This window comes from Mesorhizobium hawassense (assembly GCF_003289945.1).
Lineage (GTDB): Bacteria > Pseudomonadota > Alphaproteobacteria > Rhizobiales > Rhizobiaceae > Mesorhizobium > Mesorhizobium hawassense.
Window position 1 is genome coordinate 56,056 of record NZ_QMBP01000005.1, and the last position, 18,785, is coordinate 74,840.

At 63.3% G+C, this 18,785-nt stretch carries 32 protein-coding genes; 16 read left to right on the forward strand and 16 right to left on the reverse strand.

Translation table 11 applies throughout. The features are described 5' to 3' along the window. Positions 1-128 precede the first annotated feature (128 nt). Positions 129-542, forward strand: a complete 414-nt coding sequence (locus DPM33_RS12725; RefSeq protein WP_112097791.1) for an HD domain-containing protein — start codon at positions 129-131, stop codon at positions 540-542. A 3-nt stretch (positions 543-545) separates the two neighbouring features. Here the strand turns inward: DPM33_RS12725 and DPM33_RS36190 are convergent, their stop codons facing one another. Beyond that, positions 546-722, reverse strand: coding sequence for a hypothetical protein (locus DPM33_RS36190; protein WP_167449043.1), 177 nt, complete (start codon positions 720-722; stop codon positions 546-548). 105 nt (positions 723-827) lie between these two features. Further along, positions 828-1,160 carry a hypothetical protein gene (locus tag DPM33_RS12730; RefSeq protein ID WP_146770234.1) on the reverse strand — a complete coding sequence of 111 codons (333 nt, stop codon included), beginning with the start codon at positions 1,158-1,160 and terminating at the stop codon, positions 828-830. A gap of 274 nt (positions 1,161-1,434) precedes the next feature. On the opposite strand from DPM33_RS12730, the gene DPM33_RS12735 reads away from it, so the two are divergent. Both DPM33_RS12735 and DPM33_RS12740 read left to right on the forward strand, forming a co-directional pair. Then, on the forward strand, positions 1,435-1,680 hold the full coding sequence (locus DPM33_RS12735; RefSeq protein WP_112097793.1) for a hypothetical protein: 246 nt from the start codon (positions 1,435-1,437) through the stop codon (positions 1,678-1,680). Positions 1,681-1,739: 59 nt separating this feature from the next. Then, positions 1,740-2,813, forward strand: coding sequence for a sensor histidine kinase (locus DPM33_RS12740; protein WP_112098039.1), 1,074 nt, complete (start codon positions 1,740-1,742; stop codon positions 2,811-2,813). Here the strand turns inward: DPM33_RS12740 and DPM33_RS12745 are convergent. Next, positions 2,803-3,087, reverse strand: coding sequence for a hypothetical protein (locus DPM33_RS12745; protein WP_112097794.1), 285 nt, complete (start codon positions 3,085-3,087; stop codon positions 2,803-2,805). The genes DPM33_RS12740 and DPM33_RS12745 overlap by 11 nt on opposite strands. Positions 3,088-3,239: 152 nt before the next feature. On the opposite strand from DPM33_RS12745, the gene DPM33_RS12750 reads away from it, so the two are divergent. From DPM33_RS12750 to DPM33_RS36195, 3 genes are all read left to right on the forward strand, one after another. Next, entirely contained in the window at positions 3,240-3,593 is a 354-nt protein-coding gene (locus DPM33_RS12750) for an SPW repeat protein (protein WP_112097795.1), read from the forward strand. A gap of 299 nt (positions 3,594-3,892) precedes the next feature. Then, complete coding sequence (locus DPM33_RS12755; protein WP_245442111.1) at positions 3,893-4,156, forward strand: hypothetical protein; 264 nt, start codon at positions 3,893-3,895, stop codon at positions 4,154-4,156. 151 nt (positions 4,157-4,307) lie between these two features. Then, positions 4,308-4,475 (forward strand): hypothetical protein, encoded by a 168-nt coding sequence (locus DPM33_RS36195; RefSeq protein ID WP_167449044.1) that lies wholly within the window; start codon positions 4,308-4,310, stop codon positions 4,473-4,475. Between the two features lie 23 nt (positions 4,476-4,498). Here the strand turns inward: DPM33_RS36195 and DPM33_RS12760 are convergent, their stop codons facing one another. From DPM33_RS12760 to DPM33_RS12770, 3 genes are all read right to left on the reverse strand, one after another. Beyond that, complete coding sequence (locus DPM33_RS12760; protein WP_112097797.1) at positions 4,499-4,705, reverse strand: hypothetical protein; 207 nt, start codon at positions 4,703-4,705, stop codon at positions 4,499-4,501. Positions 4,706-4,776: 71 nt separating this feature from the next. After that, positions 4,777-5,061, reverse strand: a complete 285-nt coding sequence (locus DPM33_RS12765; RefSeq protein WP_112098040.1) for a DUF982 domain-containing protein — start codon at positions 5,059-5,061, stop codon at positions 4,777-4,779. Between the two features lie 21 nt (positions 5,062-5,082). Then, positions 5,083-5,382 (reverse strand): DUF982 domain-containing protein, encoded by a 300-nt coding sequence (locus tag DPM33_RS12770; RefSeq protein WP_112097798.1) that lies wholly within the window; start codon positions 5,380-5,382, stop codon positions 5,083-5,085. A gap of 442 nt (positions 5,383-5,824) precedes the next feature. On the opposite strand from DPM33_RS12770, the gene DPM33_RS36935 reads away from it, so the two are divergent. Together DPM33_RS36935 and DPM33_RS35810 are read left to right on the forward strand one after the other, a co-directional pair. Next, entirely contained in the window at positions 5,825-6,211 is a 387-nt protein-coding gene (locus tag DPM33_RS36935; protein WP_245442112.1) for a DUF768 domain-containing protein, read from the forward strand. Positions 6,212-6,311: 100 nt separating this feature from the next. After that, a complete protein-coding gene (locus DPM33_RS35810; protein ID WP_146770235.1) occupies positions 6,312-6,620 on the forward strand; it encodes a hypothetical protein in 309 nt (102 codons plus the stop codon). A gap of 257 nt (positions 6,621-6,877) precedes the next feature. Here the strand turns inward: DPM33_RS35810 and DPM33_RS12785 are convergent, their stop codons facing one another. Beyond that, complete coding sequence (locus DPM33_RS12785; RefSeq protein ID WP_112097800.1) at positions 6,878-7,429, reverse strand: DnaJ domain-containing protein; 552 nt, start codon at positions 7,427-7,429, stop codon at positions 6,878-6,880. Between the two features lie 255 nt (positions 7,430-7,684). On the opposite strand from DPM33_RS12785, the gene DPM33_RS12790 reads away from it, so the two are divergent. The 3 genes from DPM33_RS12790 to DPM33_RS12800 are packed head-to-tail and all read left to right on the forward strand — an operon-like array spanning position 7,685 to position 10,153. Beyond that, positions 7,685-8,125 (forward strand): hypothetical protein, encoded by a 441-nt coding sequence (locus DPM33_RS12790; RefSeq protein ID WP_112097801.1) that lies wholly within the window; start codon positions 7,685-7,687, stop codon positions 8,123-8,125. Next, a complete protein-coding gene (locus DPM33_RS12795; RefSeq protein WP_167449045.1) occupies positions 8,109-8,990 on the forward strand; it encodes an HTTM domain-containing protein in 882 nt (293 codons plus the stop codon). The genes DPM33_RS12790 and DPM33_RS12795 overlap by 17 nt, the downstream gene beginning before the upstream one ends. Continuing rightward, positions 8,987-10,153 (forward strand): SdrD B-like domain-containing protein, encoded by a 1,167-nt coding sequence (locus tag DPM33_RS12800; protein WP_112097803.1) that lies wholly within the window; start codon positions 8,987-8,989, stop codon positions 10,151-10,153. The genes DPM33_RS12795 and DPM33_RS12800 overlap by 4 nt, the downstream gene beginning before the upstream one ends. Positions 10,154-10,192: 39 nt before the next feature. On the opposite strand, the gene DPM33_RS36200 is transcribed toward DPM33_RS12800, so the two are convergent. Next, positions 10,193-10,990, reverse strand: coding sequence for a hypothetical protein (locus DPM33_RS36200; protein ID WP_208648394.1), 798 nt, complete (start codon positions 10,988-10,990; stop codon positions 10,193-10,195). Between the two features lie 181 nt (positions 10,991-11,171). Beyond that, positions 11,172-11,657, reverse strand: a complete 486-nt coding sequence (locus DPM33_RS12810; RefSeq protein WP_245442114.1) for an Lrp/AsnC family transcriptional regulator — start codon at positions 11,655-11,657, stop codon at positions 11,172-11,174. A 140-nt stretch (positions 11,658-11,797) separates the two neighbouring features. Here DPM33_RS12810 and DPM33_RS12815 point away from each other — a divergent pair, with 140 nt between their 5' ends. Further along, entirely contained in the window at positions 11,798-12,553 is a 756-nt protein-coding gene (locus tag DPM33_RS12815; RefSeq protein WP_112097805.1) for a tryptophan 2,3-dioxygenase family protein, read from the forward strand. A gap of 293 nt (positions 12,554-12,846) precedes the next feature. Continuing rightward, entirely contained in the window at positions 12,847-13,269 is a 423-nt protein-coding gene (locus tag DPM33_RS12820) for a DoxX family protein (protein ID WP_112097806.1), read from the forward strand. Between the two features lie 100 nt (positions 13,270-13,369). Here DPM33_RS12820 and DPM33_RS12825 read toward each other — a convergent pair whose 3' ends face one another. The 7 genes from DPM33_RS12825 to DPM33_RS12855 all read right to left on the reverse strand — a co-directional run bounded on the left by DPM33_RS12825 (position 13,370) and on the right by DPM33_RS12855 (position 16,857). Next, positions 13,370-13,675, reverse strand: a complete 306-nt coding sequence (locus DPM33_RS12825) for a hypothetical protein (protein ID WP_112097807.1) — start codon at positions 13,673-13,675, stop codon at positions 13,370-13,372. A gap of 86 nt (positions 13,676-13,761) precedes the next feature. Continuing rightward, complete coding sequence (locus tag DPM33_RS12830; RefSeq protein ID WP_112097808.1) at positions 13,762-14,517, reverse strand: hypothetical protein; 756 nt, start codon at positions 14,515-14,517, stop codon at positions 13,762-13,764. A 42-nt stretch (positions 14,518-14,559) separates the two neighbouring features. After that, complete coding sequence (locus DPM33_RS12835; protein WP_146770238.1) at positions 14,560-14,760, reverse strand: hypothetical protein; 201 nt, start codon at positions 14,758-14,760, stop codon at positions 14,560-14,562. A 15-nt stretch (positions 14,761-14,775) separates the two neighbouring features. Further along, positions 14,776-15,129, reverse strand: a complete 354-nt coding sequence (locus tag DPM33_RS12840) for a hypothetical protein (protein ID WP_112097810.1) — start codon at positions 15,127-15,129, stop codon at positions 14,776-14,778. 226 nt (positions 15,130-15,355) lie between these two features. Beyond that, positions 15,356-15,625: a hypothetical protein gene (locus DPM33_RS12845; RefSeq protein ID WP_112097811.1), complete on the reverse strand. Its 270-nt coding sequence runs from the start codon at positions 15,623-15,625 to the stop codon at positions 15,356-15,358. A gap of 230 nt (positions 15,626-15,855) precedes the next feature. Next, complete coding sequence (locus tag DPM33_RS12850; protein ID WP_112097812.1) at positions 15,856-16,386, reverse strand: hypothetical protein; 531 nt, start codon at positions 16,384-16,386, stop codon at positions 15,856-15,858. A 147-nt stretch (positions 16,387-16,533) separates the two neighbouring features. Continuing rightward, a complete protein-coding gene (locus DPM33_RS12855) occupies positions 16,534-16,857 on the reverse strand; it encodes a hypothetical protein (RefSeq protein ID WP_112097813.1) in 324 nt (107 codons plus the stop codon). A gap of 525 nt (positions 16,858-17,382) precedes the next feature. Between DPM33_RS12855 and DPM33_RS12860 the strand changes: the two genes are divergently transcribed. From DPM33_RS12860 to DPM33_RS12870, 3 genes are read left to right on the forward strand one after another with little or no spacing between them, the layout of a single operon-like run. Next, complete coding sequence (locus tag DPM33_RS12860) at positions 17,383-17,745, forward strand: hypothetical protein (protein ID WP_112097814.1); 363 nt, start codon at positions 17,383-17,385, stop codon at positions 17,743-17,745. Beyond that, complete coding sequence (locus DPM33_RS12865) at positions 17,738-18,151, forward strand: hypothetical protein (RefSeq protein WP_112097815.1); 414 nt, start codon at positions 17,738-17,740, stop codon at positions 18,149-18,151. Before DPM33_RS12860 ends, DPM33_RS12865 begins: the two co-directional genes overlap by 8 nt. Then, on the forward strand, positions 18,099-18,785 hold the full coding sequence (locus DPM33_RS12870) for a terminase large subunit domain-containing protein (protein ID WP_245442115.1): 687 nt from the start codon (positions 18,099-18,101) through the stop codon (positions 18,783-18,785). Before DPM33_RS12865 ends, DPM33_RS12870 begins: the two co-directional genes overlap by 53 nt.

Here is an 18,785-nt window from a genome sequence, read left to right on the forward strand (position 1 = left end):
TGCAGGATGGCGCGCAGCCCCGCTCCCCCCGCGAAGACGCGCCACCGGACCGGGTCCAGACCCGAGCAAGCCCGCCTCGGCCGTCCCTCGCCGGGGCGGGCTCCATTTGTCAGGAGATCAGAAGGATTATGCTTCATCAGGCAGCGCAGATCGCTGAGCAGGCCCACAGGGGCCAGAAAGACAAGACCGGCAGACCCTATATCGAACATCTGCGGCGCGTCGCCGATGCGGTTGAAACGCTCGACGAAAAGACCGTCGCCTATCTGCATGACGTCGTCGAGAAGGGCGAGGGCTGGAGCCTCGACCGGCTGCACGGCGCCGGCTTCGGCCTGCCGGTGGTGGCGGCGGTCGATGCGCTGACCAGGCGCATGGACGAGAGCGAGGAAGGCTTCATCTGCCGTGCGATTTCCAATGAACTGGCGCGGCCGGTCAAGAAGGCCGATCTCAGGGACAATCTGTGGCAGGCTCACCAGGCAGGCATGGCGCCGGACAAGTACGAGACCGGCCTGACGATACTGGATCGTCTCGACACCAGGTCCTGAGCCTCAGTGCCGAGAAGCGATTGCCTTTGCCTCGCGAACCAGTGAGCTCCAATTCAGCCCGATAAGATAGATAAGTTCGAGCGCCTGCGCCTCGCTGATGCCGGTCTCGTCGACCAGCCGCTTCACGAATTCGTCGAGGCTAGGTTGGTTTTCGTTCCAGACCGGATCCTTGTCAGCCATCGCGTCTTCCCTACGGGATCAACGCGACGTCAGATTGCGAGTTCCGTGTCTCGGCGACGATGATGGCGACCAGGATGGACTTTCGGTCCTTCAACCGGCAACAGGCTATCCGTCCAGCTGAAGCAACTCGGTCGGCAATTCCGCCGACGTCCGCTCCCGCAACGCCTTTTCGAGGTCGTTGCGATTGTCGGGGCCAAGGACCTCGGGCAGGTCGAGCGCCGTCAGCACGTGCTCGTCGAACTCGATCGGCGCCCCGTAGAGCTGTGAAATCTCCATAACCAGGCTTTCAATGTCCTCGCGTGCGATGTTCTCGGCGAGGTTCTTCAGCCTGATTTCTTCCGACAATCCGATGATGTTGACGATGCCCTTGGTCCGCAAGGCGTGCTGGACCTTGCAATGGGCGTCATCGCGCAACCGGTTGGAAAATCGTCGTGACATTGGAAAACCCTCCCTTTCGCGGACGGTTTGTCCCTCTGTCCGGCACCATGCGCCTGCAGCCGCTCAATGGCAATACACAAATGTTAAAACACATAAATAAATCAATGAGTTAGCATAAGGCAACAAATGTGATTTCGTAACATGATGGGGATCGTTAGCGTGCCGCGCTTTTCTCGGTTTGACCGTTCTTGACGTTTTATGGGGTAAACCCTACTTTTACTCACAGTGAGACACTTACTCATTTGTAGCACTGGTTGTCTTGAGGGTGGCAGGGATGGCGGAGCTCGAACGGCCGCAAAGGCTGCAGATCATGCTGACGGAAGAGGAATTGGCGGCGCTGGAGAACTGGCGCTTCGAGAAGCGCATGCCGAGCCGTTCGGCAGCGGTGCGCGAGCTGTTGCGCCGCGGGCTGGCGGTGGAAGGCTTCCTGACCGCCGACGCGGGTACGAAATCGCAGGATTTCGGCGTGATATCGCCGGAAAACAGGGCTGTTGACGGCCCCAACAACTCAAAGCCGTAGCGGATGCGATTTCGCCTCGCCATGTTGCCCCGATTTTCACCGGCCCTAATTAAATGCGCATGATCAGTTCCGGGGGGATCTTTCGACCCGATGCGAATGCCGACGCGCGGCTCGCGGCAATCGTCGATTCCTCTTATGACGCCATCATCGGCAAGACCCTGAACAGCGTCATCACCGACTGGAATCACGCGGCTGAGCGCATGTTCGGCTACAGCGCCGAGGAGGCCATCGGCCAGTCGATCCTGATGCTGATTCCCGAGCATATGCAGGGCGAGGAAGTCGAGATCATCGCCAAAATCCGAGCGGGCGAGCGCATTCCCAGCTTCGAGACGACCCGCAGGCGCAAGGACGGATCGCTGATCGCCGTTTCGCTGACCGTATCGCCGATCAAGAACGGCGCCAGTGAGATCGTCGGCGCCTCCCAGATCGCCCGCGACATCAGCGCCGCCAAGGAAAGCGAGCGCCGCATCCGGCTGTTGATGCGCGAGGTCAACCATCGCGTGAAGAACCAGTTCGCGGTGATCCTGTCGATGGTCAGGGAAACCAGCAAGCGCTCGACCGACCCCGCCGAGTTCGAGCAGATGATCCGCTCGCGCATCATGGCGCTGTCGCGCTCGCACGATCTTCTTGTCACCTCGGAATGGGCCGGCGCCAGCCTGTTCGACCTCGTCCAGGAGCATCTGAAGCCGTTCGGCCATGAGGAGCGCATCTCGCTATCCGGGCCGCTGCTGACGCTGCAGTCGAACGCCGTGCAGAATCTCGGCATGGCCTTCCATGAGCTCGGCACCAACTCGTCCAAATATGGCGCGCTTGCCGCCGAGGGCGGCCATGTCGAAATCACCTGGAAGGTCGAGACGGACCCCGAGGCGCGGCGGCGCTTCCATCTTTTGTGGCACGAGACATCCGGCGCGGCGGCCGTTGAAGCCACGCCGAAGACGGCCGGGCGGAAGGATGCCGGCGAGCGCAAGGGTTTCGGCACGGTGGTGCTGCAGCGTGTGGCGCCGCAATCGCTGAGCGGTTCCTCCACCCTCGAACGCACGCCCGGCAGCGTGAAATGGCAGCTCGACGCCCCGCTGGAGGCAATCGTCGTGCCGCAGCTCGGCGCCGATACCGAGAGCGACTTCAGCGTGTGAGGGGCCGGCCCTGCCAGTTGGCAGATGTCAACGCCGCCGCCGATTCATCGACGGCATACGCCCGGTTCGTCCCGTTCTCGCTCGGCGCGGCATGTGTCGGCACGCCGTCAGGCTCGTCCAGCATCGGTGGCGGAGCACCGCTTCCGCGGTTGCGGGCCATCGATGCCGTCTCGCGGTAATCCCAAAACAAGCTTGCGATCTCGACGATCGCCAGCACCCAAAAGCTCGTGAACGCGACGATAGCCAGCACACAGAGCGCAAGGAGCTTTCTCATGCTTTGCAGGTAGGTAGGCGCCGGGCAGGGCGCAAGCCACAGTTGCCGGCACCTCCTTGCGGAGCGGTAAAAGCGTAATTACATCAATGCTGAGCGTGCGATGTCCACGCGGATACGGTTGCTTTGGTCAAGCTTCATCTATGGAGGTTGTCATGGCAATGATGGAAGCAAGAAAGAGCCTGGACTGGATCACCTTGGTCCTGGCGATTTGCCTGTTTATCTCACCTTGGGTCATCGGATTCACCGCGGCGATGGTGCCCGCGTGGAACGCCTGGATTGTCGGCGTTCTGCTCGGCGCGCTGGCGCTGGCGATGTTTTCAGTGTTCGCCGAGTGGGAAGAATGGGTAAGTCTGGTCCTCGGGCTCTGGCTGATCGTGTCGCCCTGGCTCTTGGGCTTCAAGGCTGACACGAATATCATGACCACGCACGTCGCCCTCGGCGTGCTGGTGGTCGTGGCTTCGGCCTGGGCCGTCTGGGACTTCCGTCATCCCCACGCCCATGCGTGAGCGGTGACTGAACGGGAGCCCGCCGCGCGAGCGGCGAGCTCCTGTGGAAGCAATTGTCCGGCGAGAGTGACGCGCTTGCACGGGCAAAGCAGACGTTGTCGGCCGGCCGCCTGGTTCTCTCGAAAATGTGTTGGAACGGACCGCACCGAAACTGCCCGCCGCTATGGTGATCGTCGGTCCCTCGACATACCTTTTTTGCGGCAAGGTCGATCCAGGAAGAGGGAGCATTTCCGATGCAGCCGATCGTAAGGGTATCCATCCTTCGATGCCCACCGGACAGGTTCGGCGAAATGCGGCAAATGATGGTCGAGCTCGAGCAGACGCTCCGCCCCGGCATCGAAGAGATGCCGGGATTCCTCGCATTTTATACTGGCGCGGACGAGGCGACCTCGTCGCTCTCGAACGTGAGCCTATGGGTCGATCTCGACGCGGCGAAGCAGTTGGATCGGTTTCAGCCGATGCTGGATTCCGGCAAGCCGTTTGTCGACAAGGGCGCGACTTTCGAGCGGCCGGTCATGAACTATTCGACGCTTTGGCAGATGCAATCCGCGTCAAGGAACTGAGGTCCGCAGCGGGGCGAGCGGGCTTGGCCCAAAATCGCGAACAGGCGGTGCGGCGGTTTTCCGTTCTGCGTCAGGAACCCTATCGGCCTGAACGGCGGCAGCGTCTTCACGCAATTGCTGCAACTGGAAACGATTTCGTGCATTCTTGGGAATGGCCTCGATGCTCAACCCCGACACACCCGCCAAATGCTGCTCCTATTGCGGCGGCCGCGACCATGATTTCGAGGAATGCCCGAAGCGCAAGGCCGACGCCGAGAGGGAGCAGGAGACGGCGCGCAAAGACCTTAATCCGGCTGGCGAAAGACTTCCTTCGAATTAGGTGAGGGGACCCCTTAGGGAGGGTCAGGTGCTTCGACGATCACCACTATTTAGCCTTTTAGCGGCAAGATACATCAGCGCCGACGCGGCCCGTCTCCTGTCCCATCCGGCGGCCTCGGCTTGCTCCAGCAAATTGTCGATGTGAGCAACCAACGCTTCTTGGCAATCATCGTCGTAGCGGGCTGCGTTTGCCTCAAGGGACGGGGATTTAATCGCGAGTTCATTTGCCATGGAAATTGCTCGATCAGGTGGAAATGGCTTGGAGCATGGTTGAGGCGGCGTTGGCCGCCGCCTCAACCAGTTCAGACGTGCGAGGGCCGAGCCTTCCAATAAGGTGGCGGCATATTTCCGTCCTCGATAAGGATGTCCTTCTTGCGGGCAAAGGCGGCAAAGATTCCCCTGGCCGTCTCCGCCTCGATGTCTCCGACCAGCGCCGCTTTGCAGGCGCGGATGGCAGCTTTCTGCTCGGGACTGTTGCCACACCAATCGGTGGCAAACTGATATGCGTCAACCACGGTGTTGAGCTGACGAGGAAACCCCATGCCAACCCAAACCCGGATCGGATTTTCGAACGGTTTTGAAAGCATCGCGACCTCCATCGCGAGACTTCAGGCGGCTAGCCCGCCGCGGCCGCCAACGCTGACCATCCAAGGCGGCGGTGCGCTTACTTCTTCAAGAATCTTGGCTGCTTTTGCGAAGCCGGAGAAGGCGTCTCTCGCGGCCTTTCGCGGGAAGTCGCTGTCGAATGCCCTTTGGCAGGCTCGCAGCGCCGTGTGGTAGATCGGGCCGCGCCTGTTTTTCGGCCATTCGTAGAGAAATTCCAGGGCGTCCTCAATGCATGCAATCTCCTGGATAAGGCTGCTTCCGCTCTTTACGAAAAGAGGGCTGTCAAACATACGATCGTTCATAGGATCCTCCAATTCGAACGAACAATTGAGTTTTCGGAGAGCCGAAACCTACAGCAGCGGTTTCGACCTAGCGGCGATATGGGTTCGAGGATTTTGGTCGTCAAGAGGATTCGCAAAGGCGTTTTTCCATGGCTCTCGCTTGAACCAGCGGCAGCTACGCTCACTGCCAATCCTCTACGCCGTCTTGTCGAGCGCCTTACGATCCACGAATTGAAATTTGAGCTCACGCAGATGCAGGTGGACGTGGCTTCTGCATCTTTAGAGGATGGAACATAAGCCATCGGGCCGGCTTAATCCGTGGGTGGCACAGCCTCGCCAGATGGACGCGCTACCTTCGGGCTGCCCACAGTTCGAGAGCCCGCTATCGTCCCTCAACGGTGGCGAGCTCAAATCGCACCTTCCCTCAGCGGAACCTAATGTGTTGCCTCCCGCTTATGCCGAGATGAGCACACGCGGCATTGACTTCTTCGACAAGTGGATGGCGGAACACCTGCCCAACGCCATGACTGACGATCCGGTCGCGGTGAGCGACCTTGCCGACGAGATGATGAACGCCGCAGCGCGCGAAGGCATCCCAGCCAGTGAGATCAACGAGGAGGTCGAGAGCGTATACCAGGTGATTTTCGAGGCGATGTTTCATCCGGAAGGCAACTTGCCCGAGGGCGAGGAAGCCGTGTTGAATTTGTTGGCGGCTCGGCTGGCGAGGGAATCCAGCATCTCGAAGGACCAGGCCGGCGAACTGATCAAGCGCATTGGCACCGACTGGAATTCACTGCTTAATGAAGCTCACTTCCTGAAAGAGCTTGAAGGACGGTTGGCGCAGGAATAATGCCTCAGCCGCTGATTGATCGCAGCACAACCCGTCGACCAGTCTTCCCGCCGACGGGTTTTGTTTACCATGCGCAACCGATGTTATCGCAGGATCTGTCGTGATGGTGCCTAATGGCTATGCCTTAGTCCCCGAGACGACGGCAAAGGCCCGCGCCATCATAAGCGGAGCTCACCCGCTCGGAACATTTAAAACCATTCCACGTTGCCGGTCGATGACCAAGAAACAATCCAAAGACCAAATTCCAGCATTCGAACTCGACGTTATGCGCACGGCATTCAGGCGATGGGTGGTCGAGGACAACGTTCCCGAGGATCAATGGCGACCGCGCGCCAGGAAGCTGGTCCGCATCATGACCGGCGACGACTACGTTGATCCCAACAAGGTGGAATGGATCATCCGCAAATAAGTCTCCGTGCGCCGAGGACGGCAATCAAGCATCTGCTAATGGAACGATCGGGACGCGGCCAAGTTGGTTCTCAGGCGGCGCGAACTGGGCTGCCCTGGCGTGCCGCGTCGGGTGGGGTGTCATCGCAACCAGGCCCACACTGGAAAAGCGTATCCACAGGGAGGCCCGATAAAGAGCCCGTTCGCTCCCCATGGCGTGCGGGCTCTTTCAATGCTTGCACATGCCGGGACACGAACCACGCGATGACGCCTGCATGATCACTGGGACCGTGCGCTCTCCAGAAGTCTCGTAGCGGCCGGCCGGCCGTCCTGCCGTTCCGAATAGGCGCGATCAATGCCATGCACGGTGATCGCGAATGTCCCATTCTCGGTCCTGCCGATAAAGCCCTTCGCCTTGAGGTACCAGAGGTGGAACTCGAGGTGATCGCGAGGGCAACCTGACAGGCGTTCCAGCTCTTCGTCGCCGATGCCAGGATTGTTGACGTCTTGCCGGCGCCGCGCGCAAAGCAGCGACAGCACTTTGGCCTGAACGATCGCATCCTTCTCTACGACGAGTGGATCGCTGGCTTCCTGGGTCAACTCACGGCTGTCGCCCAGATGCTGTCCGTATAAAATGTCGTACTGCGCGCGAGCGGCGGGATCTTTGAGTGTATTGTGCGCCTCGACGAGATCGCTAAAGCGCCGCTCGTCGCCAGTCTCCCGATTGTCCGGGTGGTAGCGTTTAGCGAAGTAGCGGAATATTCGCTCTATAGTTTCTGGTGCCGCCCTCGGGCTGATTTCCAGCAGATCATAGTAGTCAACAAATGTCATCGTGGCGCTTCCCCAAGCCACCACCCCCAAAGATAGATTCGCGTAAGGTCGCCACGCAGGCAAGCAACCTATCGATGAATTCAACCGGATAGTTAATTTCAAAAACAGAGCCGGCGGGCCGAGACGTGGGTTGTGGTGTCCAGTCTCGGCCCTAACCACGATACGGCATGGGCGGCGGCCCGAACCCTGACTTTTTCTGGGATGGTCTGCGGAACAGACCCTGATCCGGTCTATAGTCCCGGAGGGGGTGCGCGGGTGGCGGACATCATCTCGATTGAAACAGGCGCGGGGCCTGCCGGACGGCTGTCGGCGGGACGCCTGCGGTTTTGCGTTTTCATCGCGATTGCCGCCTTCATGATCGCCGGTCCGGCCGCGGAGCAGGTCTTCGGGGTTCAATCGCCGTGGCTGCGCTCCTGGACCATGTTCAGCGCGATCGGGCTCGGCGTCATCGACGCTTCCTTCGAAATCCGCCAGCCCGACGGCGCGCTCGTCCCGCTCGACCGGTTCGCGATGCTCGATGCTCCTCGCAACGGCAAGCTGAAGTGGATCCAAAACCCCGAGGAGTTGGCTTCCGTCATCAAGCGGCTCTGCACGGCCGCCGGGCAGGGCTCCGACATTCGTGTCCGCGCGCGGCTGGCCACACGCGACGGCTGGCAGATCATCCATACCGATGCCGAAAATGCCTGCGCCGACTGACGCCGCCGGCTTGCGTCCGATGCACGCTCTTGCCGCAAGCTTCGTGCACTGGGCGGTCGGCACCGAGGGCTCGTCGCGCTCGTCCGCGCTGATCCGCATCGGCCTGGCGATGCTGTTCTGGTCGCGCTGGGCCGGCGAGCTGCTGTTTTATATGGACCAGTCGCCGATCGGCTTGTTCCTGGCGGCCAACTTCTTCGTCGCCACGACGCTGCTCTTCGTCGGCTACCAGAGCCGCGCCGCCGCCGTCTGGACCGGCGCGGTTGGCCTCGCGATGTACTATTATTTCGGCTTCCAGTTCGGGCGCGAGCCCTGGACACATCATCATACCTATCTGCTTGCCGTCGCCGCGCTGTTGATCGCGCTCACCCCCTGCGACCGCTCCTATTCGCTGGACCGCTATCTGGCGGTGATGCGGGCCGAACGCGCGGGCCTGCCGGCGCCTGCGGAGCGCGGCAATCTGTGGGGCCTGCGGCTGATCGTGGTGCAGCTCTGCGTGCTCTATTTCTTCGCCGCCTTCGACAAGTCGAGCTACGCCTTTCTGAGCGGCGCGCGGATCGAGGCGATATTCCTCTGGTACTATGCGGGTTCGGATTATCCGGCCGGCCTTGCCTGGTTCGCCACGATCGCATCCGTCGCCGTCGTCGCGCTGGAATACAGCCTTGCCTTCGGCCTGCCGTTTCGCGCGACGAGGCGCTACCTGCTGCTGCCGGGCCTGGCCTTCCACGCCATCATCTATGTGACGCTGCCGGTCTATACGTTCAGCGCCACGATGGTGTTGCTCTATCTCGCCTATTTCGATGCCGATGCCGTCGACAAGGTCATCGCGCGTCTCCAGGGGATCGGATTGAAAGAGGAAATTTCGTGAAGCGTGATTTGTTGTTTTCAGGCGTCGCCGCGGCGGCCCTCGGTTTGGCCATGGCCTGCGGCGCGGCGCATGCCGGCACTGCTGACGACTATTATCCGAAGCGCGCATGGGGCTCCTTCGAGGGCGGCCAGATGAACACGTCGCTGCTCGTCTTCCGCGACCTCAACAGGAACGGCGTCTACGATATGGGCGACCGCCCGATGTCGCGCGTGGCCGTCGAGCTCGACAAGCCGAACGGCAGCACCATCATGCGACTGACCAATGCCGGCGGCTTCGCCAATTTCCGCATGTCGGTCATGCAGCGCGATTTCGAAGTGGTCGATCCCGGGCACTACGCGTTCCGCGTCGTGCCGCCGCCGGGTTATTCCGTCACCACCGGCAACGCCGCGCAGGAGAGCGACTATGTCGTTTCGCCCGGATCGCCGGGCGACATGATCGCCACGCGCACCACGCATCCGGTCGGCATCGCGGCGGATCTGACGATCAGCGGCGCGGTCGCTGCCGGATCGAGCGTTTCCCTGACGGGGCCGGGCGGCGCCTCGTCCGTCGCCAAGGTCGGCCCGGACGGGCGCTTCAGCGCGGCCGTGACTTCAGGCGAATGGCTGGTCGATTTTTCGGCCAACGGGGCGACCGAGCGGCGGCATGTCGTCGTCGGCGCGGCCCCGGTGGTGATCTCGGCATTTTCGGGCAAGGGCGGACCGGCCGAGGCGCCGCTGACGATCGAGCATGTCGTCGGCTTCGACGACCTGATGACGTCGCCCGGCGTGTTCGAAGTCCCGTCCGGCTATGGCGGCCTCGACTGGTACAATCTCGTCGCCATGCACCAGCGCTTCACCGACGGCCCAGGCTACGTCAACACCACCATGTCGGGCGAATTCATCGCCTATAACAGCTCGGGCCACCCGGCGCAGGTGTTCAGCGACAAGCCGTTCGATTTCACCGGCGCCTATTTCGGCGCCGGCTGGGACGACGCCGAGGGCGAGACGCTCATCCTCAAGGCCTGGCGGGGCGATCAGCCTGCCCATGAGGATCAGCTGGTGTTGTCGGCGAACGGACTGGTCTATTTCGCGGCCGACTACAGGCGCATCACGCGGCTCGAAATCCGGACGCAGCATTACTGGCAGGCCGCGATCGACGATTTCGCTTACCGCACCGGCCCTTAGCACCAGGCAGCATTCGAGGGCGCCTGAGGTCAAGCCGCCTCAGCAAGATGATCTCGTGGAGGTTCCGCAAGAGCGGGGGCCTCCGTCCGAATGGCCGGCGGTGGTGTCGTGATGGCTGGGGCCATGGCCGCCGTTGCCGCCCGAGCTACCATTGCCGCCGGAACTGCCATTGCCGCCCGAGCTGCCATTGCCGCCCGAACTGCCATTGCCGCCGGAACCACCGTTCCCAGCGGAGCCGCCATTGCCGCCGGTTCCACCAGAACCACCGTTCCCGCCGCCATTTCCGGCACCGCCGTCTCCGCCATTTCCAGCGGAGCCGCCATTGCCGCCATTCCCGGCGGAACCGCCGTTGCCGCCCGCGGAGCCGCCGTTACCGCCTACGGAACCACCGTTCCCGCCGTTACCGCCCGCGGAACCGCCATTTCCGCCGCTGCCACCGGCGGAGCCACCATTGCCGCCGTTGCCGCCCGCGGAACCGCCATTGCCGCCGTTGCCACCGGCGGAGCCACCATTGCCGCCGTTGCCGCCTGCGGAACCGCCGTTGCCACCATTGCCGCCCGCGGAACCACCGTTGCCGCCGTTCCCGGCATTGCCGCCGTTGCCGCCTGCGGCGCCGCCATTGCCTCCATTACCGCCATTGCCACTGGCGGCTTGCGCCAGAAGGGCGCGCTTGGCCTCCTGCAGCATGGCCTTCGGATCCATCGGCCGGTGGAGGCCGTCTCGCGGCTCCGGCAGGACCGACGCCGCGCGCGTTGCCATCGGCAGCAGCATGGTCGATGCGAGCAGCGCCGCCGCCAGAATGCGGCAGGAGCGGCGCGCGACACCGGCATTCGCCATGACGGCGAAAAGCCCCGAGCGTCCCGCCGATCCGGCAGGCTCCGCGCCTGTTTTGATTGAGATGATATCAGCCACCCGAATACCCCCGGGCGCGACTATAGACCGGTTCGGCATCCGGTCTTCGACCATCCCAGAAATAGTCAGGGCCCGGCGCCGCGCCCGCCCGCCCGGCGCCCATGGCTCACTTGGTCTGCGCGCCTCTCACCATGCGCCCGGCCGCCTCGGCGAACGAGATGTCGCCCTTGATCTCGCGCATCGCCATCGACGTCACGGTCCGGCGCACGCCGGGCAGGCGGCTGAGCTCCTCGCGCAGCATCCGGTCGAGCGCCATCATGTCGACGGTGACGATCTGGAGCAGATAGTCGGCCTCGCCGGTGGTGGCGTAGCAGCGGCGGATCAGCGGATGCTTCTTGACCGCCGCCTCGAAGGCGTCCGACACCTCGAAGTCGATCGACACCTGGATGAAGGCCTCGATGCCGAAGCCGATCCTGGCCGGGTCGATGCGGGTCGAATAGCCACGGATGATGCCGGCCTCCTCCAGCGCCTTCACCCGTTTCCAGCACGGCGTCTTGCTCAGGCCGACCTCCTCGGCCAGTTCGCCGAAGGAGAGGCGCGCGTCGCGCTCGAGCGCGGCGACTATTCTGCGGTCGAGGGTATCCAGCATCATTCGTTCTCCTGCTTGGCATGAAAGACCGAAATCCGTCCTTCATTTAATGCCATTTGGATAACAGAAAGGAACAATGTTCAAGCCGAAAGCGCTATCCTCTTTGCAACATCCCAAACCATGCCCGCGCGAGGAGATGAGCCATGGACAAAAAGGACTATCACGCCCGCATCGAGATGCCGGAGATGCGCGACTATGGCGTCTACCTCCAATGCGACAAGCTGCTGACCTGCCAGAAGCCGCTGTCCGAAATGGTCAACGCCGACGAACTGCAGTTCCAGATCGTGCACCAGGTCGAGGAGCTCTGGATGAAGCTCATCGCCTACACGCTGGTCGACGTGCTCGATTATCTGGAGAGGCAGGACACGCACCGCATCGTCACGCTGATGGGCCGCGTGCACCGGCTGATGCGCATGATGACGGCGCAGCTTGATCTTCTGGAGACCATGTCGCCCAAGGAGTACCAGCAGATCCGCCTGCAGCTCGGCAATGGCAGCGGCCAGGAATCGCCGGGCTTCAAGTTTCTGCTGCGCCTGCCGCCGGATCTTTGGCGGACCTTCAAGCATGCCTATCTCGATGGCCGCGGGCTCTCCGTCGAGGACATTTATGACGCCCGCTACGACCACGGCGATTCCTACGTCGTGGCCGAGGCGCTGATCGAGTTCGACGAACTGTTCCAGAAATTCCGCGCCAACCACCTTTATCTCATCCACCGCTCGATCGGGCTCGGCTCGAAGTCGCTGAAGGGCAGGCCGGTGGAGATCCTCGAAGGCGGCGCCCGCCACCGCTTCTTCCCCGAGCTCTGGGATATACGCTGCGACATGACCGACCGCTGGGGCGCCGAGTACGGCACCGTGCGCGACTCGATCAGCCATCCGCCGCAGGCGAAGGTCGGCTGAGCCTCCTTCCTCGCCCCGCGCGAAGCGGGGGGAGAGGTGGCCGCGAAGCGGCCGGAGAGGGGCCTTCATAGAGTGCCGAGCCGGACGGGAAGGGCTCGTCGCGTGGCGTTCATCCTGCCATCGCCGGCGCTGCCCCCTCTCCGTCGCGGCTTCGCAGCGCCACCTCTCCCCCGCCTGCGGCGGAGGCGAGGAAACCGAGCCCCTCCAACAAAAATCGCACCCCCTGTCGGAACCACCACGGCTCGTCCGTCCTTGGGACACATCACCCGCTTCAACAATCCGGAGGGATACTCGTGGAAAGCACCCAATCGACCTGGCGGACCATTGCCATCCTAATCGCCCGTCTGATCTTCGCCGCCATGTTCGCGATGGGCGTCGCCTTCAAGTTCATGGATATGGGCGCCACCGCCGGTTACATCGCCGCCGCCGGCTTCCCGTTTCCGCTGTTCCTGGCCTGGTGCGCGGCGATCCTCGAGACGCTGCTGGTGATCGCTTTCCTCACCGGCGCCTTCCTGACGCCGCTGGCGCTGATCGGCGCGGTCTATGTCACCTTCCTCGGCTTTGCCTTCCACGGCCCGTCGCACTGGGCCGCCGAGCAGGCTGAGTTCGGCGCCTTCATGTCGCATTTCCCCTTCGCCGCCGGCCTGCTCTACGCCGCCGTGCACGGCCCGGGCAGCGTGCTTGCGCTGCGCCAGGGCTGGCCGGGCCGGGCGTGACCCTTATTTCCTTCTCCCCGTTCAACGGGGAGAAGGTGCCCCGAAGGGGCGGATGAGGGGCGGTGCCGGCATCTCCAGGCAAGGCGCCTTCCCACACGCCTCACATCTGGTCGTTATACGGCTCCTTCATCTGGCCGACCATGCGCGCCAGCTTGGAGAAGGACGGAATGTCTGCCTCGGGCTGGCACTGGTTGGCGAGTTCCAAGAGCCGGATCGGAAAATTGACGGCGTCGCGGCTCGACGCCGACATGCCTTCCGAGCGCTCCTCATTGGTTTCGCTGGCCTCGGCCTTGCGCAGCGCGATGTCGATCTCCTCGACGCTCAGCACGCCTTTCTTGACGAGCACGTGGTTTATAGCGGCGACGGCCATCAGCAGGCCCTCGAGCTGAAGATTGGCGACGTTCATGGTGCTTCCTCCCATTGACCTCGCCTCAAGAACGCATGAGCGGCATTTCCGATCCGGAGGCGACGATGCGGCCGCCAGGCAGGAAGCTAGCGCGGTCTGGCCGGGCTCAGCGCGTTGAGCGCCAGCAGCGCTTGGTCGATCCGCCACTCATCCCCTGACCCGACCGTGCCGCCCGCCGACAGCAGCCGGTCCACCACCGGTTCGCTGGGCAGCCAGCGCCGCATGGTTTCGATCGCCTCGTCACCCGCTCCCTGCCAGAAATCGCGGTTGGCCCTGTCAGAGAAAAGCCGCTCAGCGGTACCGCGAAAGAACTCCGCCAGTTGCAGCGTCGCGTTGGGCGACGGCGACGAAAGCCAGGCGGCCAGCGCCGCATCGAGGTCGCTATCGATAAGCGCGATGCCGTTGAGCCAGCGTTCGGGATCGTAGTCGTCGGGGTGCTGCTTGAGCGCATAGCGCCATGCGCCGGCAAACACGGCCTGCACCGCCGCCCGCTCCTCGACCGACCAGGTCGGCCACCCTCCATATCTCAGCTTGCCGGCGATGGCGGGCGGATCGATGCCGGGATGGCTCTGGTCGCCGATCGCCAGCTCGAGAATGCGCGGCAGGAAATGCTTGTAGTCGTCTTCGCCGCCGACGGTCGTCATCGCCCAGGAGGCGTAAGGCCCGAGCTGATCGCTGGTGAGCTGGCGCAGCGGTGCCGAACTCAGTGTTGCCAGGATCGCGGCTGGATCGCGATAAGGCGGCGCGTCCAGCCAGCGCGGCGGCCGGTAGGAGGCGAACGCCTCGTAGCAGTCGTCGATCACATCCTGAAGTTCAGGTGGCGTTCCGATCTCGTCGAACATGGCTTCCTGCTTCCACCCGGCCCATGGGCCTCCTGGTGGATTTCACTCGCGCGCCCCTTCGCCCGATCGCTCCTCACGCCGCGCCAGGCGGGCATCGATATCGCCGAGTTTCCGCGCGATCGTTTCCAACGCCGCCGCCGAGGTCCGCTGGACGCGCACCAGCTTCATGCCGAAATAGACATAGATCCACAGGATCAGCACCATCGGCAGCCACGAGATGACATAGCCGAGCAGGGCCGTCATGCCTTCGCTCATCGGCTAGTTGCCCTGCATGATCTTGATGACCTTGCTGTTGTCCGCCGTCGACGACCAGAGCTTGAGGTAGTCCGCATAGCTTATGCGGCCCTTGGCGAAGGCGTTCCAGAGGCGGTTGCAATATGTCGAGGGAAGGCGCTCCAACCCGACGTTGAAGACCTGGCTCTCGAGCTTTCGCTCGGCAAGTGGCTTGGCGGTCTGGCGCGCCACGCAGCCTTTGATCACATCCCGCTTCACCGCCGGGCTCCCGTGCATCACGGCCTGCGCGGTGTTCCATTGGCCTTCGGTGACTGTGTTGCAGCCCGCCAGCATCGCGGCGCCGAGCAGCACCGCGCCAAAACGCATATTGAAACGCATGTATCCCCCTGAAATCAAATCGCGCCTGAACCAAGCAAAATTCCGTGACGCGGACAAGACGGACGAGAACAGTTTCAAACAAATAGTCTTGGTCCACTGCTTCGATTTGGATGTTCGAAGTCCGGGCTAACTTGATAGCGGCGCACAGGGGAAACGATATCGGGTCGATTGCGTGATGGAACCGGGCGCGGAAGGTCTTCGAAGGATCACTTCCCGAGGAGCCGGCTCAAGCCTCCATGAGCTGTTCGCCATATTCACTCCAGATCTGCCTGACTTCGCGGTTGCCGAGGGGCGGCGTCTGGCGGTCGCCATAGAAGATGGCGACGGCGCTGAGGTCGTACTGGCCCTCGGCCTGGGCGATGAATCGGATCGCTTCGCCGAGCGGCCTCGAATTGAAGATCGGATCGGCCTGGCCCTGGCCAAGGCTGCGAACGCCCGAAATGCTTGCAGGCACATGCCGCATCCGAAAGACGGATGCCATGGCAGGTCTGTCCATGCCGCTCTCCGCGATTCCCTAACGGAATGATCCCATAAGCTCCGGCTAATGACCAGCCCGGGACAACCGGCCACAACAGAAGGGCAGGGGCGGCACAACCTTGGAACGAAAAGACCTGCAACAGAAAGGCCGGGCGCAACGGCCCGGCCCTTCTTTCCGCGCGGCCGCTACAAGGCGCCTACGCTCACTACTGCGGGCGGTCCCGGCCGGATGTTGCCGTGACCGAAATCTTACCGATGCCAGCGACGGAGCCAGTCCGGCTCGGGGTCGGCACTGCGGCTGATCGCCATGCCTGCCAGCAAGCCGACCAGGCCGCCGATCAGCATCGCCGTCGAGAAGGTACCGGGGTTCTGCTGCACGGTTTCCGACACGCTATGCGCCTGGCTGCGCAACTGCCTGGCCGTGCGGGAAGCACGGTCCGACGCGCCGCTATACAGGTTCGAAGCACGATCCGTGGCGCCGCTGTAGAGGTTCGACGCGCGGTCGGCCGCGCTCTGGTACCAGCCTTGCGCGGTCTCGGCGGCTTCCTCGGCCTGGTCGGAAAGCGCGCGGTTCAGCCGGCTCACCTCTCGCTTCAACTGCGCGATCTGCTTCTTCGTGGCATCTTCGGATGCCTTGGAAGAACGCGTGCTGCCGCGCGAGGCGGCGCTACGCGACGCGCCACTGCCGCGCGACGTGGCGCTGCGGGGACGCGCCGAGCTTGTTGTCGACGTTCCGGTGCCGTTTGCAGCGCTGCCGGTAGTGCTTTCGTTGTCAGCCATGGGGTTTCTCCTTTTCGCCCTTGAAACGGCCGGGGAGCCGCATGGTTCCCGCCCGAAATCTCCAAATGCCGAGCTGTCGGACCTGGTCATAAACCGATGGCCGCGGAGCTCACTCCACGGCCATTGCTCGATGAATGCGGCGTGAACCTACTTGCCGCAATTCTTGTCGTTCACGTTCGGCTGCACGGTGGTGGCCGTGGTGTTGTTGGCATTGCCCTGCGCGCCCTGCGGGCTGTTCGGGCAGTTCTTGTCGGCGTTGGAATTCATGTCGCCGCCGGTGATGCTGCCGGTCGTGCCGGTATCCGGCGCCATCTGGTCAGGCGGTGTCGCGGCCGGCGTCCTCGGCTCGACGGTGATGCTCTGGCCGCTGCCGCCCGCGCCGTCGTTTCCGGTGGTGCCGGCTGTCTGGGCCAGCGCCGCGGTGGCGAGGCCGATGGTCAGGGCCGAAGCCGCAAGGATCCTCGTAAGCATGATTCTTCTCCTCTGTTGCGAGACGCTCTTGCAGGGTCTGTCGCGTTGGCGACTAAGGGTGGAACCCGTCGCATCACGGTTGGTTCCGACAAAATTCGCCCGGATTTCGGCTGGCGGTTCAACCCATGGCTGTGGCGCGCGGATGGCCTCGCCCTGCATGGCCTTCAGAAAGATAGGAAAATATACCTGTAACCTGTTGCCCGGTGAGGGCAGCTATGCTACTATTTTGTCCATGGTGCTGATTTGCGCCAACGACCCGCCGCGAGGCGGGTTTTTTGTCGCCGGTGCAAACAATTGCTGAAAGGCTGGCGGGACAGCGCCCCCCTCTGTCCTGCCGGACATCTCCCCCACGAGGGGGGAGATTGGCAGTTCCGCCGACGGCGCTCTTTCTTTGCAAGGTTGGCGATTGGCGAAAGCCGAGGCGACATCTGATCTCCCCACCTATGGGGGAGATGTCCGGCAGGACAGAGGGGGCGCGAAGGAACGCAACGCTTCCGATTGCCAACGTTTTTGCCCGAGGCCCAGATGCCACGCTACGCCACCATCATCACCGCCGATGACGGCGCCGAGATCGTCAGCGCCATCGGCGAGTTCGAGAACGCGCACCCGCCACGCCGCCATGGCCGCGTCGAGCAGGTCGCGCCGGGTGTGCTGATCGGCATGGCGCGCGGGGGTCCCGTCGAGGCGGTCGCCGGCTTCGGCTTTCCGCGCCAGGGCCTCGACCCATCGGCGGTCCGTGCCGCGACGGCCAAGCTGAAGGCGATGGCCGCGCCGGCCACCGATAGCGAGCCTCCGAAACCCGTCCGCGCCAAACCGCGAAAAAAGCCGGCGCGCAAGGTCCGCAGGGCGAAGCCGGCAAAGCCATCCGATGCGATCGCCCATGGCTGACGAAAGCAAGGCTGTGCGCCGCATGCCCGCCGGCGCGAAGCGGGCAGGGCGAAAGCCGAAGGCTCCTCGAGTCGAGGCCGCTCCGCCCGCCCGCCCGAAGCGTGCGCGAAAAACGCTCGTCGACGACTTCGCCGCCGCGCTGCGCGCCGATTTTCGCGCCCATGGCGCCGGCGTCATCGCGGCGGTCAGGGCCGAAAAGCCCGATCAATATCTCAAGGTCGTGCTGACCCTGCTGCCTAAGGATTTTTCAGAAAATCTCGATGCCGACAAAAACAATCTCGAGCAACTGAGCGATGAGGAGATCCGCAGCCGTATCCGTGGCCTCGAAGCCAGCCTCCGCCCGTTCCTCCTTGATGCGAACCTACCTGGCGCTGCTGGAGGAGGTGGAAAGGCGGCGCAACCGTAATCGGCTGGCGGCCTATCGGCCGTACGAGCGCCAAGCCTATTTTCACGCGGCGGGCGCGACGCACCGCGAGCGCCTGTTCATGGCTGGCAACCAGCTCGGCAAGACCAGGGCAGGGGGCGCGGAATGGGCCATGCACCTTACCGGCCGCTATCCCGACTGGTGGGTGGGCAAGGTTTTCGACACTCCGGTGCGGCTCTGGGCCGCCGGCGTCACCGGTGAAGGCACGCGCGACAATCCGCAGCGCGTGCTGGTCGGCCCGCCGCAGCAGCAGGGCGCATGGGGCACCGGCATGATCCCCGCCGATGCGATCGCCGGCACCGTGATGGGCCGCGGCGCCCCAGGCGCGCTGGACAGCGTCATCGTGCGCTGGGGCGGTGGCGGCGACATACAGGCCGGCGAGAGCGTGCTCTCCTTCAAGAGCTATGAGAAGGGCCGCGAGAAATGGCAGGGCGAGACGCTGCACGGCGTCTGGTTCGACGAGGAACCGCCGCTGGATATCTATTCCGAGGGGCTGACGCGCACGAATGCCACCGACGGCATCACCATCGTGACCTTCACGCCACTGCTCGGCATGAGCGATGTGGTGCTGAGGTTTTTGAGCGCCGGCGAGGTGGAGAGGATTGGCAAGAGGTGA

Excerpts from the sequence above, each read along its gene's own strand:
- DPM33_RS12725 (WP_112097791.1), top strand. The coding sequence starts at position 129 with ATGCTTCATCAGGCAGCGCAGATCGCTGAGCAGGCCCACAGGGGCCAG.
- DPM33_RS36190 (WP_167449043.1), bottom strand. The coding sequence starts at position 722 with ATGGCTGACAAGGATCCGGTCTGGAACGAAAACCAACCTAGCCTCGAC.
- DPM33_RS12730 (WP_146770234.1), bottom strand. The coding sequence starts at position 1,160 with ATGTCACGACGATTTTCCAACCGGTTGCGCGATGACGCCCATTGCAAG.
- DPM33_RS12735 (WP_112097793.1), top strand. The coding sequence starts at position 1,435 with ATGGCGGAGCTCGAACGGCCGCAAAGGCTGCAGATCATGCTGACGGAA.
- DPM33_RS12740 (WP_112098039.1), top strand. The coding sequence starts at position 1,740 with ATGATCAGTTCCGGGGGGATCTTTCGACCCGATGCGAATGCCGACGCG.
- DPM33_RS12745 (WP_112097794.1), bottom strand. The coding sequence starts at position 3,087 with ATGAGAAAGCTCCTTGCGCTCTGTGTGCTGGCTATCGTCGCGTTCACG.
- DPM33_RS12750 (WP_112097795.1), top strand. The coding sequence starts at position 3,240 with ATGGCAATGATGGAAGCAAGAAAGAGCCTGGACTGGATCACCTTGGTC.
- DPM33_RS12755 (WP_245442111.1), top strand. The coding sequence starts at position 3,893 with ATGATGGTCGAGCTCGAGCAGACGCTCCGCCCCGGCATCGAAGAGATG.
- DPM33_RS36195 (WP_167449044.1), top strand. The coding sequence starts at position 4,308 with ATGGCCTCGATGCTCAACCCCGACACACCCGCCAAATGCTGCTCCTAT.
- DPM33_RS12760 (WP_112097797.1), bottom strand. The coding sequence starts at position 4,705 with ATGGCAAATGAACTCGCGATTAAATCCCCGTCCCTTGAGGCAAACGCA.
- DPM33_RS12765 (WP_112098040.1), bottom strand. The coding sequence starts at position 5,061 with ATGCTTTCAAAACCGTTCGAAAATCCGATCCGGGTTTGGGTTGGCATG.
- DPM33_RS12770 (WP_112097798.1), bottom strand. The coding sequence starts at position 5,382 with ATGAACGATCGTATGTTTGACAGCCCTCTTTTCGTAAAGAGCGGAAGC.
- DPM33_RS36935 (WP_245442112.1), top strand. The coding sequence starts at position 5,825 with ATGAGCACACGCGGCATTGACTTCTTCGACAAGTGGATGGCGGAACAC.
- DPM33_RS12785 (WP_112097800.1), bottom strand. The coding sequence starts at position 7,429 with ATGACATTTGTTGACTACTATGATCTGCTGGAAATCAGCCCGAGGGCG.
- DPM33_RS12795 (WP_167449045.1), top strand. The coding sequence starts at position 8,109 with ATGCCTGCGCCGACTGACGCCGCCGGCTTGCGTCCGATGCACGCTCTT.
- DPM33_RS36200 (WP_208648394.1), bottom strand. The coding sequence starts at position 10,990 with ATGGCGAATGCCGGTGTCGCGCGCCGCTCCTGCCGCATTCTGGCGGCG.
- DPM33_RS12810 (WP_245442114.1), bottom strand. The coding sequence starts at position 11,657 with ATGATGCTGGATACCCTCGACCGCAGAATAGTCGCCGCGCTCGAGCGC.
- DPM33_RS12815 (WP_112097805.1), top strand. The coding sequence starts at position 11,798 with ATGGACAAAAAGGACTATCACGCCCGCATCGAGATGCCGGAGATGCGC.
- DPM33_RS12825 (WP_112097807.1), bottom strand. The coding sequence starts at position 13,675 with ATGAACGTCGCCAATCTTCAGCTCGAGGGCCTGCTGATGGCCGTCGCC.
- DPM33_RS12830 (WP_112097808.1), bottom strand. The coding sequence starts at position 14,517 with ATGTTCGACGAGATCGGAACGCCACCTGAACTTCAGGATGTGATCGAC.
- DPM33_RS12835 (WP_146770238.1), bottom strand. The coding sequence starts at position 14,760 with ATGACGGCCCTGCTCGGCTATGTCATCTCGTGGCTGCCGATGGTGCTG.
- DPM33_RS12840 (WP_112097810.1), bottom strand. The coding sequence starts at position 15,129 with ATGCGTTTCAATATGCGTTTTGGCGCGGTGCTGCTCGGCGCCGCGATG.
- DPM33_RS12845 (WP_112097811.1), bottom strand. The coding sequence starts at position 15,625 with ATGGACAGACCTGCCATGGCATCCGTCTTTCGGATGCGGCATGTGCCT.
- DPM33_RS12850 (WP_112097812.1), bottom strand. The coding sequence starts at position 16,386 with ATGGCTGACAACGAAAGCACTACCGGCAGCGCTGCAAACGGCACCGGA.
- DPM33_RS12855 (WP_112097813.1), bottom strand. The coding sequence starts at position 16,857 with ATGCTTACGAGGATCCTTGCGGCTTCGGCCCTGACCATCGGCCTCGCC.
- DPM33_RS12860 (WP_112097814.1), top strand. The coding sequence starts at position 17,383 with ATGCCACGCTACGCCACCATCATCACCGCCGATGACGGCGCCGAGATC.
- DPM33_RS12865 (WP_112097815.1), top strand. The coding sequence starts at position 17,738 with ATGGCTGACGAAAGCAAGGCTGTGCGCCGCATGCCCGCCGGCGCGAAG.
- DPM33_RS12870 (WP_245442115.1), top strand. The coding sequence starts at position 18,099 with ATGCGAACCTACCTGGCGCTGCTGGAGGAGGTGGAAAGGCGGCGCAAC.